The following is a 13,373-nucleotide window of genomic DNA, read 5'->3' as shown; positions in this document are numbered from 1 at the left end:
TCACAATATAAAAACACCCGGCACGATGGCCGGGTGTTTGCGGGGTTCTTGCAACAGAAAAATCAGAACTTTGCTGAGACGGTCCCGAAAAACTGTCGGGGAGCAGCGACGAACAGATTTGCATTGTCGTCCCCGGAGACAGAAGCGGCGCCATATACGCCACCAATATAATCCTGATTGAACAGGTTCGTGACACCAAAAGACGTCTGGAAGTTCTGAACAAACCCGATTTTTCCGAAATCATACGTCGCAGTAAGATTAGAGGTCCAGTATGCGGGAATTTTCTCGTCGTTTGTATAAGTCATGTAACGCGCACTGGTATAAGTCGTATTGAAATTGAACGTCGCACGCTTCCACGTATATGTTACGTTCGCCTTGTACATGAACTTCGGATAATAGACCTGATGATTTCCCTTGATACTGATGTAACTACCATTATAGGGCAGTCTTGAATTTTCATAGGTTGCGTTGTTCCAACTGAAACTGTTGGTAATAGCCAATCCGGAAAAGGGCCGGATCGTACCCGCAACATCGGCCCCATTCATGGTTTCATGACCCACATTCATGAAGGCGCTGTAGGTATTCCCCGTTGAGCCGCTCGTGATACCAGCCAGCCGGTTATAATAATCCGTATGATAAAAATCCGCACTGCCGGAAAAGAAGTGCGAGTTAAAGCGATACCCGACAACGTAATTCCACGTCCGCTCCGGACGCAGCGTCTTCTGGTTTGCGTTAAAAACAGACTGTGCAGAATTATTGGAATTCCCCAACCCACCCCAGGCATTTCCGCTTCCACTCTGCGCGCCATAGTCATAGGCGCGCATGTTCTCGGCAATGTCGAAATAGACTTCGTGCTGGTTCAGGAAATGATAATCGAAATTGAAATGCGGCAGAAACGCATTGGCAGCCGTCAGGCTTCCGGATGCTGGATGGCTGTAATAAACGCCCCAGTCTGAAAGCGTGCTCGAATTATCAATGCTGGTACCACCATGGGTCGTCTGAAGAAGAGACCTGAACCCGGCTGTCACCGTCATTTCAGGAAGAATATGGTATGTGTCCTGCAGGTAGAACTGGAAGGTATTGGTATTGAAAGAGTCTTCCCACCACTTTGTACCGTTCTTGAAGTTTGAAATGGACGAATGTGGTTTATCCACCCCATCCTCATACATTTCCATCGGGTAATTAAAGCGGTCGTTCTCGTACCAGATACCCGTCTTGATATCGTTATGATGGCCGGCCTGAATATCGAAATTCTGCACAAACCCTAGTCGCCGCACATCCGGATGCCCGGTTTCCATGACCATCGGAACCTGAGAGGTGGGCGACGTCAGGAACGGATTGGTCGCACTGTAATCGCCGTTCGAAACATGCGCGTAAGCAATCGTCCTGGAATCCACATTCGGGAAAAGCTTAAAATCTCCCGTAATGGCAGACATGTAATTCCGCTGTGTCTGGGTTCCGTCATAGGCGTAATCGCCAATTTCATCATTGGACAGAATGCCTTCCAGATTGCTCGGGACACCGCCATTCTGGGCGTAGGTCGCGTATTCCTTGGCCAGTTCATAATTCGGTTTGAGATAGGTCGTATTACGCCCCATCTTCTGCCACATGTTTTTGGTCAGGCTGAGGTAATTGTATTGCTCGAAATTTGAATAATCGAAAATGGCTGTAATCTTGCCGCGGTCTCCAACAGGTTGCACCAGCTTGAAATTGGCCTGCTGCTCCTGCTGATCTCCGTAGCCTTTCCAAAGATCCTGTGCTGTGCGGGCATAAGCGGCATAAAATTTCGTCCCGCTTGCATTCAGCACACCACTGTCAGCCCGCGCAAATGTGCGAAAACCGTGGTTGCTGCCGAAGAGCTGGCTGATACGGCCACCAGCCTTGTTTTCCGGATCACTGGAGGTGAACGTAATCGCCCCACCGAGGGTCTGTGCAGACGGTGTATCCAGTGCTCCCGCCCCCTGAGACATAGTCAAGCTCTCGATATTTTCCTGAATTTCCATCTGGTCAACGCCAAGGCCGTTCCAGTTATGAAAGCCTTGGCCGCCCATCGGAATACCGTCCAGGGAAACGCCGAGCTGGGTCTGATTGAAGCCGCGCACATAGAGCGTATTCGCCACAGTATCGAGACCGAAAGCATCATCGGATGCAAAATTAGCGCCCGGCGTGGTCAGGGCCAGCACCTGCATCGGACTTGTACCCGCGACGAAATGGTCCAGCGTCTGGCGGTTGATAACTTCCACCGCACTATGCGGTCCACTCCGATGCGCCCGAACAGTCACGGCTTCCGATCCCGATTGGACGGACGGCTTAGGCCGGCTCGCAGTCGTTTTTGACTGAGGAGATACTTTTTTTGTCGTGGTCGCGTGATGATGCCGGGGGTTCTGGATAGCCGCGCTGGCAGAGCCTGCAATCAGACCAGCCAGAGCAACGCCGGACAGAAGAAGCCGAGATGCTCGGGGCATTGGGATTCCGTTTCATTGGATATCAGACCCGGCATTGGAAAGTTTTTATTCTTAGTGTGTCAATTTTATATCGTATGATTTCTGACTCTGCAGTGCCATCCGTTGCAATTTCGCAACATGGAAAATTATGTCCTTCTGAGAAGGGACGCCAAGGCTGGCCAGAGTTCTGCCTGCTCCACAGCACTCACCGTAAAGCGCAACATGGTGGACGGTGCCTGCGTGGATGAGAAAAGCGTCCCAGGCGCCAGCAGCATCCCAGCCTCAGACGCAGCGCGCGCCACCGCTTCTGAATCTTGCCCACAATCCGCCCAGACAAAAATTCCCGCCGGTGGCAGATACGGTACGTTCAGGCCACAGGCCATCAGCGCATCAACGCACTTCTGCCGCGCCTGATTGACCTTTTGCCGGAGCCTCAGCAGATGCCGCCCGTAATGCCCTTCCCTGAGCAAACGTGTCATGACGTTTTCTCCAAGTTGCGGCGTACAGAGACCTGCCAGAAGCTTGAGATCAATCAGACGGGCCACCAGATCCGGCCTCGCAGCCAGAACGCCAACCCTCAGTCCGGCTGCCAGCGTTTTGGCATACCCGGTGACGAGAATGACGCGTTGCAGACGGTCCATGGAGGCAAGACGAATGGCTGTTCCATCATAGAAATCCGCGTAAGTATCGTCTTCCAGAATCATGAAATCATGCTTCTCGGCGAGACGAAGCACATCATGTGCAGCGGCGGCTCCCAACGTGTAGCCCGTCGGGTTATGGACCACACTGTTGATCAGAAAGAGCTTCGGACGATGCTCCGCAGCCAACTGCTCCAGCATCGCCAGATCCGGACCTTCCCGCCGCCTGGGAACACTGATAATCCGCGCGCCGTAAGCGGCAAGACGCCCGAAAATCAGAGGCCATCCGGGGTCTTCGACCAGAACTGTGTCACCCGGCTGAACCATCATCCGGAGCACAAGATCTATTGCGTGGGTCACACCTGCCGTTGTCATCAGATGATGATCCGGATGCGCCGCTATGCCTTGTGCACCCAACATCGCAGCGATGTGTTTACGCAACTGCGAGCTCCCCTGCGGATGACCATAGTGCAGAAGCCCCTCGACATCTGAACGGGCACTAGCCCGGATGGCACCCGCCACAAGATCAGCATCCAGCCAGTGCGGCGGCAAAACACCTGATGCCGCTGTGAGCTTTACGGACGTTCCGGTTCCAAACATTTCACGCAGGAGCCATGTCACATTAAGCCGGGAGGGCTCTGTCTGCTTCTGCACGACAGCTTCTGCCACCACCGGAAGTTCCACAGGTGGCCGCACGAAGTATCCGGCACCCGGCCGGGACAGGATCAACCCTCGGGCCTGAAGACGTTCATAAGCCTCTATCACCGTATAGCGGCTCAAACCCGCGCTTTCTGCCATTTTACGGACCGACGGCAGGCGACTGCCCGGCCTGAGCATATGCGCGTCGATCCGCCCTGCCAGCTCGGCTTCAAGCTGTTCGACCAGGGTTCTGTCTGCCCCACGAACGGGCTTCCAAACCGGCAGAATTCCGGATGGCGCAACGGAAACTGGCATGGTCAAACCTCCGGTACAGTCTGAAAGAATGCTACCAGATTGTACCGGTACTGTTCCGGTAGCAACTGCCATAGTGCGCAGGACGATCCCGTCTGCAACAGGAAATTCCGTCATGCCGACTTACTGGCAGGCTTTCGCGCCGCTCGTTCTCTTCACGTTTGTCGCCTCCGTAACGCCCGGACCGAACAACATGATGCTGGCCTCTTCAGGGCTGACACATGGCTTTCGGAAAACCATTCCGCATATGCTAGGCGTGGCACTCGGCTTCGTCGTGATGGTGGTTCTGCTCGGGCTGGGCCTGGGAAGCCTGTTTGAACATGCACCATGGTTCTATGTGGCTCTGAAATATGCGAGCGCGGCCTACCTGCTCTGGCTGGCCTGGAAGATTGCCATGTCGTCTTCCACACCAGACGCCAATGGCAGGGGTCAGCCGATCACCTTTCTGCAGGCTGTCGGCTTTCAGTGGGTCAACCCGAAAGCCTGGGTCATGGCTGTGGGAATCATTGCAGCATACGTGCCCAAGGAAGGGTTCTTCTTCAACCTCGCCATTGCTGGTCTGATCTGTGGCCTCGTGAACTTTCCGTCCGTGGCACTCTGGGCCGGATTTGGCGCAGGCATGAGACGCTGGCTGCATCGCCCCCTGCTGCTGAAAAGCTTCAATTACACGATGGCCCTGCTTCTGGTGGCGTCCCTCTATCCGCTGGCGTTCGAAACAGCGTCACACTGACACTCAGGCCACTAGCGGATAATGACACGCTACGCGCCGCCCCGTTCCACAAGGCTGGAGACTGGGGCGGTCCGTCGCACATTTTGGCTGCGCGATCGGGCATCGTGTGTGGAAGCGACATCCTGACGGCGGATTGACCGGGCTGGGAACATCGCCTTTTAACGGCGGCGGCAACGGACGATCCGGGCGCGGAACAGCATCCAGAAGAGCCTTTGTGTAAGGGTGAGCCGGACGATCCAGAACCTCCAGTCCGTCCCCTTCTTCCACGATGCTGCCCAGATACATGACAGCAATCCGGTCCGCCATCTGTCGGACAACGGACAGATCATGGGAAATAAAGACGCACGCCACGCCCAGCGACGCACGCAGATCCCGGAACAAATTTACGATCTGCGCCTGAACCGAAACATCAAGCGCGGAGACAGGCTCGTCCGCAACCAGAAGATCCGGCCCCAATACGAGCGCACGGGCGATATTCAAACGCTGACGTTGGCCACCAGAAAATTCGTGTGGGTATCGGTCGGCCACCGAGCGGGCCAGTCCCACCTGATCCAGCAAGTCATCAACGCGGGCGCGAATGTTCTTGCGACCATGAATCCGGAGGGGTTCGGCGAGAGACTCCCCTACCGTTCGGCGGGGATTAAAGGCCGCAGAGGAGTCCTGAAAGACCATCTGCATCCGGGCACGCCACGGGCGCAATGCACGGTCTGACAGACCAGAAATCCGTTGTCCGTCAAACAGAACCTCGCCCGAGGTGGGATGGGTCAGACCAATCAGCGTACGCCCGAGAGACGACTTGCCACAGCCGGATTCCCCGACAAGCGCCAGAGCCTCCCCCCGATGCACCTGAAGCGATACATCCGAAACAGCGTGCAGCACACGGCCACCGCCCAGTCTGTATTGTTTCTCAAGCCTCCGGGCTTCAAGAAGAACACTCATGCTGCGTACAGGACACATGCCACGCGCCGCCCTTCCTCTGTTTCGATCAATGCCGGACGGACTGCACAGTCTGGCCGCACAAAGCTACATCGCGGGGCAAATACACAGCCGGACGGTCGATTTTCCGGGGTGGGTGGCTGTCCGGGAATGGTTGGAAGCCGCTCAGGCCTTGGCCCTTCCAAGGGTGGGATGGCGGCTAGGAGAGCCTGTGTATAAGGATGCAGTGGACGGTCGAGAACATCCCGCACCGGACCACGCTCCACCACCAGCCCGGAATACATCACCGCAACATGCGTGCAGGCCTGCGCGACCACGCCCATGTCATGGGTAATCAGCATCACGCCTGCGCCCTCATCCCGGATTTCCCGCAAAAGCGTCAGGATCTGGGCCTGCACCGTCACATCGAGGGCCGTTGTGGGCTCATCCGCAATCAGCAAATCGGGAGAACAGGACAGCGCCATGGCAATCATCGCACGCTGCCGCAGCCCCCCTGAAAGCTGGTGGGGATAGCGCTTGGCCGCCATTACCGGGTCGGGCACGCCCATTCGCCCCAGAAGCTGCACCGTCCGGGCGCGCGCTTCGCGTCGACTCAGAGGCTGATGCAGCCGAATCTGCTCATCAATCTGCGCCCCGATGGAACGGACGGGTAGAAAAGCCGTCATGGGGTCCTGAAAGATCATGGCAATCCCTGCGCCACGCAGCTTGCGCATGGATTTGTCAGGCAGACCGACAAGATCCTGTCCGGCAAACACGATCTGACCAGACGCTCGAAGGCCGGGCAAAAGCCCCATGACACTCATTGCCGTCAGACTTTTTCCGGAACCGGATTCCCCGACCACACCCAACGCCTCACCGGCCTGCACCTGAAAGGACACGCCTTCCAGAAGGCGTCGGCCATCCGGCAGATCCAACTTCAGGTTCTGAATATCGAGCAAGGAATCAGCGCCCATGTTGCCCCTCCCGAATGCGCGGATCGAGCAACGTATAAATCCCGTCCACCAGCGCGTTCGCAATCACGACAAAGATCGCGGCGTACATGACCGTTGCCATGATGAGCGGCAGATCGAGGGTAGCGAGGGCCTGATAGGTCAATCGCCCCACGCCCGGCAGGGCAAACACAACTTCCGTCAGGAGTGCGCCACCGCCAAGCAGCTGTGCAAAATCCAGCCCGAAGAGCGACACATAGCTTAACCACGACAAACGCAGCCCGTGCCACAGCCAGACACGAGCAGGTCCTGCCCCCTTGGCCCGAGCGGTACGAATAGAGTCCTCACCCATGGCGGACAGCAGTTCCGAACGAAGGATGCGCGCGTATAATCCCATAAAAGACACAGCGAGTGTCAGAGACGGCAAAAGCAAAGATCGCGCCCAACCGAGCGGGTTTTCCGTGAGCGGCACATAGCCCAATGGTGGCACCCAGCGGAACATCCAGGTGTCATGCCAGCGGCTCTGCGTGAACAGATTCACGACCTCGCCCAGCCAGAAGACCGGCATGGACAAGCCAATCAGCCCCAGCACCATCAGAAACCGGTCCACCCAGCTATCACGCATTACAGCGGAGACAATTCCAATTCCCAAAGATCCAGCTACCCAGAAGAACGCTGCCCAGACCACTAAAGACAGCGTCACGGGAGCGGCAGAAGCGACTTCCGGCACGACCTTCTGACCGTGATTGACGAAAGACGTCAGATCGCGGCTGACGAACAGCTTCTCCATCATGCGCACATACTGAACAGGCAACGGCCGATCGAACCCGTATTCCGCCCGCACGCGTTCCATAACCTGGGGGCTCGCTCCACGCCCGGCGATGCGTGCCGTCGGATCTGCCCCCGGCGTGGCAAAGAAAATGCAAAATACCAGAACGGAAATACCGAAAATGACGAGAGCCATCTGGCCGATACGGGACAGAAGCGCTGCGATCATCGTCCGGCTCCCTTCGGGTCCAGATAATCGCGCAGGGCATTTCCCAGAATGTTCAGGGCCAGCACGGTAATGACGATGGCAACACCTGGAGCAATCGCCACAATCGGGCGCGTATAGAGCAGCCCTTCGCCGTCCTGAATCAATGTTCCCCAAGAAGCCGATGGTGCCTGAACACCGAGCGACAGGAACGACAATGCCGATTCCGCCAAAAGGCAGAGCGCCATGACCAAAGGTGCCAGAACAACCATGGACGGCGCCAGATTGGGCAGGATTTCACGTCGGAGAATACGAAAATCAGACGCCCCCATTCCCCGCGCTGCCATCACAAACTCGGCCCGTGATAAACTCAGGACACGAGCACGCAACGGACGGGCGGCATAAGGCACATAGACCAGCGCAATAATGCCGATGGGAATCAGGAAGCTGTCAGCACCAAGCGTCACGAACCCCAAATGAATCCCGTGGCCGACCGTAACAACGGAAAGGGAAATAGCGAACAGATAAACCGGAATCGCCCAGAGAATATCCAGAAGCCGGGACAGCAGAATATCCACCCATCCCCCAAAATATCCTGCACAGATCCCGATACTGCCCGATAGACACAGACACAAAAACGCCGCGGCGGACGCGATCAGAAGGGAACTTCGCCCCCCATAAAGAAGGCGCGACGCCACATCCCGTCCCTGAGAATCTGCACCCAGACTATAGGCACTCGCAGACCAGTCCGGCCCCAGTGGGGTCAGACCAAGGTGAAGCGGATTGTCATTGGGCTGCATCAGGTCGAGCGTCTGCCCATGACGCACGGTCGTCCCGGCAACGTTGGAAGAAAACGGGTCCACGCCAGCCATACGCGCATAAAGGGGCGCGCACAGGCTTGCCAGAACAACAAGCCCCAGTGCCGCTATGGCGAAGATGACGTCCCTCTTCACCGAAAGGGCACGGACCATTCGCAAAAAACCGTTTTCCCCCACGCGCACTCCCATCCGATGAACTGTTCAGGATTCCGTTCTAGCTGACAGTTCAGGGAAGAGAAGAGCCGTGAGGGAAGAAACGTGAGGTATAAGTTTCAGATCGGCTTCAAAACAGTCCGGGCGTGCTGGGCAACACGTCGCCGCAGGGCAGAAAGATCCGCCACTGTTTCATTATGCAGCGCGCGAACGCTTTCATGGGCTGCATAGAACCGGCGTGCGCCCGTCGTGCTGACAAGAATGGCAACGCCAAGAAAAATACCGTTGATTTCGATAACCGTAGAACCAAGCATGATGTCGAACCTTCAGGTGCCCGACATGTCTGTGCTGTCGGGAAATTACGGAAATAGGGAAAGGGGTTTCCGGGCGGCGGAAACACGGCAGCACGACGGCTGCCAGCTACACATTCGACACATCATGGAGATGCCCTTCTTATGGAGGTCGATGACGCCCCCTATTAGGCAGGAAAGGATCTGAGCGTCAATATACAACTTTTAACAATGAATATTTACGATAGAAATGTTTTATACAACATTACGTTATCGTTGTTTTATTGAGAAATTCCAGTCTGCCCTTTTTCAAGTCCTGTGATACAGAAATGCCATGAACAAAAAGGTCGTGTCTTCCCCCGCTCCGTTTGAAGGTTATGCCGCTCCACGTGGCAGAGTTTACAACTCCTTTCTGGAAACTGTCGGGGGCACGCCGCTCGTCGCCCTCCCCCGTCTGACCGAGCAGGAAAAGCTGCACGGACGGCTGCTTCTCAAGCTTGAATTTTTCAACCCGCTCGGCTCTGTCAAAGACCGCATCGGCGTTGCCATGCTGCGAGACGCGGAAACACGGGGCCTCATTACACCAGGCCGGACCGTTCTTATTGAACCAACCTCCGGCAATACAGGCATTTCCCTTGCTTTTGCCGCCGTGGCGCTAGGCTACCGCCTGATCGTCACCATGCCGGAAAGTGCCTCTACCGAGCGTCGGAAGATGCTGCGCCTGATGGGTGCGACAACAGAACTCACTCCCGCCAATGATGGCATGGCTGGTGCCATCCGTCGCGCGGAAGAACTGATGGAAACACTTCCGGACGCCTGGATGCCGAGCCAGTTCGAGAACGACGCCAACCCTGCTGTTCATGAGCAGACTACAGCGCTCGAAATCTGGAATGATACTGCCGGACAAGTGGATATGGTTGTTGCCGGTCTTGGTACCGGTGGCACGGCGTCCGGCATTGCGCACGGTCTGAAAAAATTCAGCAAGGCCATCAAGGTCATTGGTGTGGAGCCCCGGGAAAGTGCGGTTCTGCATGGCGACGAACCCGGTCCGCACGGCATTCAGGGCATTGGACCGGGCTTCCAACCGGACACTCTGGATCTCCGCGCGCTCGACAGCGTCATTGAAGTTTCGGAGCAGGAATCCCTGACGACGGCTCGGCTCTGTGCCGCCGTTGAAGGTATCCCCATCGGGATTTCCTCCGGTGCAGCCCTTTATGCAGGGATGTCTCTGGCCAAGAAGGCCTCAAGCCGCGGCAAGACCATTGTCGTGATCGCGCCCTCCTTTGCGGAGCGCTATCTCTCCACACAGCTTTTCGACGGGCTGGCATAACAACATTATAATATAGTTGTTTTATTTAATACTGATCTATGTTCGTTATTAATCCAGACATTCAATCCTGATCGGGAATCGTCCGGTCAGGCTTCTGGAGATCACGGGCATGAATCTTTTTTCCGGCCGCGCTACCGCTCTGGACCTTACGGCAAGTGCCCGCGCGCTTTCCTTTCAGCGCTCTTCCGAAGAAACGGTTCTGGCCGCTGAATTTCACCGCATCAAAGAACACTTCACGCCGCTGCTCGTCCCCGGACTTTTCAATTCCGGCCCACATCACTGGCAGACACGCTGGGAGAGCGCATTCGGCCTCTCCCGCCTTCACCAGACGGACTGGGAAAACCCAACACCCGAAGACTGGGACGCAGCCCTGACAAACGCAATCCAGCAGGCAGAAAAGCCCGTTCTTCTGATTGCACACAGTCTGGGTGCAGTTCTGACGGCCCGTTGGCTTGCACACCATGATACGTCCAAAATCGCAGGAGCCTTTCTTGTGGCACCAGCAGATATCGAACATACAGCGCACCCGGAAGCCGCCCGCATCCGCGCTTTCGCGCCCTTACCAGAAGCCCCGTCGCCTGTTCCAATGGCCCTGATGGCCAGCCGGAATGATCCATGGCTTTCCAGCGAACGCGCTCGGATCCTGGCCAACCATTGGCAGGCCGAATTCACGGATGCCGGCCTCACCGGGCATGTCGGCAGCGATGACTTCCTGGGTCTCTGGAGCCACGGCGCCAAGACCCTTGTGTCCTTCGTTCAACGCCGCCTTCAGACGTCCTAGGAGCGCTTTGCTTCAGGCTTCCAACGGTTGAGAAGAAGCGAATTACTTACGACCGAGACCGAGCTCATCGCCATGGCGGCCCCCGCGACAATCGGGTTCAACATTCCCAAAGCCGCCAAAGGCAGACCCAGAAGGTTGTAAATGAACGCGAAGAAGAGGTTCTGACGGATCTTGGAAAGCGTCGCACGAGACAGGGAAATCGCATCCAGAACGCTTGTCAGTTCGCTCTTCATCAGCACGACATCAGCCGTATCAAGTGCAACAGCCGATCCTGCACCAATGGCAAAACCGACATCCGCAGCAGCCAGCGCCGGCGCATCATTGACGCCGTCCCCGACCATCCCGACGACTCGCCCCTCAGCCCGGTAGCGTGCCACACCTTCCGCCTTATGCTGTGGCAGGACGCCAGCCAGATAATCATCCACACCGACCTGCCGCGCCACAACTGCGGCGGTCCGCTCATTATCGCCCGTCAGCATGACAACCTTGATGCCACGCGCCTTGAGGGCCGCAACCGTCGAAACAGCATCAGGCCGCAGGTTGTCTCCCAGAGCAATAATGCCCAGAAGCTGCCCGCCCGTCGCAACAGCAATGACCGTCTGCCCCTCGCTTTCCAGAGCATCCACCGGCAAGGCCGTCAGGTCATATCCGGCTTCGGCGAGATAACGGGGAGAACCGAGCAACGCAGGCTCACCTTCAAGTTGGGCTTCAACGCCCAGACCTGGCACGGCCTTGAACCCGTCAACGCTCAGAATTGTCGCGTGGTGCGCAGCCCCATGATCCACAATCGCACGGGCGAGCGGATGCTCGGAATTCTGTTCCAGCGACGCGGCTACTGCCAGCAGGCGCTCCACTGACACTCCATCAACAGGGTGCAGACAACTCACACCAGGTCGCCCCTGCGTCAGCGTTCCGGTCTTGTCGAGAATGATCGTTGAAAGTTTTTCAGCACGTTCCAGCGCATCAGCATTCCGGAACAGAATCCCGTTCTGCGCGCCTCGCCCGGTGCCCACCATAATGGCCGTCGGGGTCGCAAGCCCCAGCGAGCAAGGACAGGCAATCACCAGCACGGAGACTGCTGAAACCAGGCTCCACGTTGCAGACCCCGTCACAAGCCAGCCGATCAGGAACGTCACAACAGCAAACGCCACGACTGCCGGAACGAAGATCCCGGACACACGATCCGCAAGCCGTTGCACATTGGCTTTCGACCCCTGCGCCTGCTCGACCATACGCACAATCCGCGCCAGCGCCGTATCAGAACCCACACCTGTCGCCTGGACCCGCAGCACGCCATTCGCATTGATCGTGCCGCCAAAGACGTCACTTCCGGTCTGTTTCAGAGACGGTACGCTTTCGCCGGTCAGCATGGCTTCGTTGACGTCCGAAGATCCGTCGAGAACAGTTCCATCCACCGGGATGCTCTCACCGGGTCGGACAACAAACACGTCTCCGACATGCATATCCGCTACCGCCCGATCAACCAGAACGCCATCACGTTCTACATGCGCAGTCTGTGGTTGAAGCTGAAGCAGGCTTTCGATCCCGGCACTCGTGCGGACCTTGGCACGCGTCTCCATCAGCTTGCCCAGCGAAATCAGGGTAATGATCGCGCCACTGGCTTCAAAATAAACCGGCTGATCCAGACGGAACAGGACGACAATCGCGCTGAACAGATACGCAATGCTCGTTCCAAGAACGACCAGCACATCCATATTCGCCGATCCGCCACGCACCGCATTCCAGGCTCGGCGATACAGATGCGCTCCGCAGACGAACTGCACCAGTGTGGCACTGACAAACTGCACGGCCACCGGCACGGTTTCCATTCGCCCCAGCAGCATCCCGAACATTTCAACGAAGAGCGGCAGAGCCAGAATAAACGTCAGCAGGAAGCGGTTACGCTCTTTCCGCCAGACGGCCTCACGCTTTGCTTTCGGATCTTCACGCTGACCGTCATCAAGACGGGTCGCTCCGAAACCCGCTTTCGTAATCTTGGCCGCCAGATCTTCCGGGGTAACAATGCCAGGAATATAGGTGACATGAGCGCGTTCAGCCGCATAATTCACGCTGCCCTGAACGGAGGGCATACGGCTCAGCACTTTCTCAATCCGCGCCGCGCAGGCTGCACAGGTCATGCCAGTAATCGCGAAATCCACACTCTGTTCGTCAACAGAGAAACCGGCCTTACGAACAGCAGCGACAACATTTCCAGCATTTGCTTCCGGTCCGTCCAGATCAACCTGAGCCCGCTCGGAAGCAAAGTTGACAGTCGCATGAACACCGCTCTGCCGGTTTAGCACTTTTTCGATTCTCGCAGCACAGGCTGCGCAAGTCATCCCACCAACTGGAAAACTTATTGTCTGGACCATCTGAACATCTCCTGAGCTGGCGAGAGTC

The 13,373-nt window shown here is 56.8% G+C and carries 11 protein-coding genes; 3 read left to right on the top strand and 8 right to left on the bottom strand.

Features of this window, described 5'->3' with window-relative positions; genetic code table 11:
• Window positions 1–62 precede the first annotated feature (62 nt).
• Window positions 63–2,465 carry a TonB-dependent receptor family protein gene (locus B7444_RS02915; RefSeq protein ID WP_035729362.1) on the bottom strand — a complete coding sequence of 801 codons (2,403 nt, stop codon included), beginning with the start codon at window positions 2,463–2,465 and terminating at the stop codon, window positions 63–65.
• Window positions 2,466–2,590: 125 nt separating this feature from the next.
• Window positions 2,591–4,036, bottom strand: coding sequence for an aminotransferase-like domain-containing protein (locus B7444_RS02910; protein ID WP_007283453.1), 1,446 nt, complete (start codon window positions 4,034–4,036; stop codon window positions 2,591–2,593).
• A 112-nt stretch (window positions 4,037–4,148) separates the two neighbouring features.
• Here B7444_RS02910 and B7444_RS02905 point away from each other — a divergent pair, with 112 nt between their 5' ends.
• On the top strand, window positions 4,149–4,763 hold the full coding sequence (locus tag B7444_RS02905) for a LysE family translocator (protein ID WP_035729365.1): 615 nt from the start codon (window positions 4,149–4,151) through the stop codon (window positions 4,761–4,763).
• Between the two features lie 3 nt (window positions 4,764–4,766).
• On the opposite strand, the gene B7444_RS02900 is transcribed toward B7444_RS02905, so the two are convergent.
• The 5 genes from B7444_RS02900 to B7444_RS02880 all read right to left on the bottom strand — a co-directional run bounded on the left by B7444_RS02900 (window position 4,767) and on the right by B7444_RS02880 (window position 8,886).
• Window positions 4,767–5,702 (bottom strand): ABC transporter ATP-binding protein, encoded by a 936-nt coding sequence (locus B7444_RS02900; protein ID WP_007283455.1) that lies wholly within the window; start codon window positions 5,700–5,702, stop codon window positions 4,767–4,769.
• Entirely contained in the window at window positions 5,699–6,652 is a 954-nt protein-coding gene (locus B7444_RS02895) for an ABC transporter ATP-binding protein (RefSeq protein ID WP_007283456.1), read from the bottom strand. The genes B7444_RS02900 and B7444_RS02895 overlap by 4 nt, the downstream gene beginning before the upstream one ends.
• On the bottom strand, window positions 6,642–7,625 hold the full coding sequence (locus B7444_RS02890) for an ABC transporter permease (protein ID WP_007283457.1): 984 nt from the start codon (window positions 7,623–7,625) through the stop codon (window positions 6,642–6,644). Before B7444_RS02890 ends, B7444_RS02895 begins: the two co-directional genes overlap by 11 nt.
• The gene (locus B7444_RS02885; protein WP_007283458.1) at window positions 7,622–8,572 is read right to left on the bottom strand and encodes an ABC transporter permease; all 951 of its coding nucleotides are present in this window, start codon (window positions 8,570–8,572) and stop codon (window positions 7,622–7,624) included. Before B7444_RS02885 ends, B7444_RS02890 begins: the two co-directional genes overlap by 4 nt.
• 119 nt (window positions 8,573–8,691) lie before the next feature.
• Window positions 8,692–8,886, bottom strand: a complete 195-nt coding sequence (locus tag B7444_RS02880; protein WP_007283459.1) for a hypothetical protein — start codon at window positions 8,884–8,886, stop codon at window positions 8,692–8,694.
• 310 nt (window positions 8,887–9,196) lie between these two features.
• On the opposite strand from B7444_RS02880, the gene cysK reads away from it, so the two are divergent.
• Complete coding sequence (gene cysK, locus B7444_RS02870) at window positions 9,197–10,192, top strand: cysteine synthase A (protein WP_007283460.1); 996 nt, start codon at window positions 9,197–9,199, stop codon at window positions 10,190–10,192.
• 109 nt (window positions 10,193–10,301) lie between these two features.
• Window positions 10,302–10,973 (top strand): RBBP9/YdeN family alpha/beta hydrolase, encoded by a 672-nt coding sequence (locus B7444_RS02865; protein ID WP_007283461.1) that lies wholly within the window; start codon window positions 10,302–10,304, stop codon window positions 10,971–10,973.
• On the opposite strand, the gene B7444_RS02860 is transcribed toward B7444_RS02865, so the two are convergent.
• Complete coding sequence (locus B7444_RS02860; RefSeq protein ID WP_035729370.1) at window positions 10,970–13,345, bottom strand: heavy metal translocating P-type ATPase; 2,376 nt, start codon at window positions 13,343–13,345, stop codon at window positions 10,970–10,972. The genes B7444_RS02865 and B7444_RS02860 overlap by 4 nt on opposite strands.
• Between the last annotated feature and the right edge of the window lie 28 nt (window positions 13,346–13,373).

The organism is Gluconobacter thailandicus F149-1 = NBRC 100600, assembly GCF_000964465.1.
Lineage (GTDB): Bacteria > Pseudomonadota > Alphaproteobacteria > Acetobacterales > Acetobacteraceae > Gluconobacter > Gluconobacter thailandicus.
This window is presented reverse-complemented; position numbering and strand designations above follow the sequence as displayed.

Excerpts from the sequence above, each read along its gene's own strand:
- B7444_RS02915 (WP_035729362.1), bottom strand. The coding sequence starts at position 2,465 with ATGCCCCGAGCATCTCGGCTTCTTCTGTCCGGCGTTGCTCTGGCTGGT.
- B7444_RS02910 (WP_007283453.1), bottom strand. The coding sequence starts at position 4,036 with ATGCCAGTTTCCGTTGCGCCATCCGGAATTCTGCCGGTTTGGAAGCCC.
- B7444_RS02905 (WP_035729365.1), top strand. The coding sequence starts at position 4,149 with ATGCCGACTTACTGGCAGGCTTTCGCGCCGCTCGTTCTCTTCACGTTT.
- B7444_RS02900 (WP_007283455.1), bottom strand. The coding sequence starts at position 5,702 with ATGAGTGTTCTTCTTGAAGCCCGGAGGCTTGAGAAACAATACAGACTG.
- B7444_RS02895 (WP_007283456.1), bottom strand. The coding sequence starts at position 6,652 with ATGGGCGCTGATTCCTTGCTCGATATTCAGAACCTGAAGTTGGATCTG.
- B7444_RS02890 (WP_007283457.1), bottom strand. The coding sequence starts at position 7,625 with ATGATCGCAGCGCTTCTGTCCCGTATCGGCCAGATGGCTCTCGTCATT.
- B7444_RS02885 (WP_007283458.1), bottom strand. The coding sequence starts at position 8,572 with ATGGTCCGTGCCCTTTCGGTGAAGAGGGACGTCATCTTCGCCATAGCG.
- B7444_RS02880 (WP_007283459.1), bottom strand. The coding sequence starts at position 8,886 with ATGCTTGGTTCTACGGTTATCGAAATCAACGGTATTTTTCTTGGCGTT.
- cysK (WP_007283460.1), top strand. The coding sequence starts at position 9,197 with ATGAACAAAAAGGTCGTGTCTTCCCCCGCTCCGTTTGAAGGTTATGCC.
- B7444_RS02865 (WP_007283461.1), top strand. The coding sequence starts at position 10,302 with ATGAATCTTTTTTCCGGCCGCGCTACCGCTCTGGACCTTACGGCAAGT.
- B7444_RS02860 (WP_035729370.1), bottom strand. The coding sequence starts at position 13,345 with ATGGTCCAGACAATAAGTTTTCCAGTTGGTGGGATGACTTGCGCAGCC.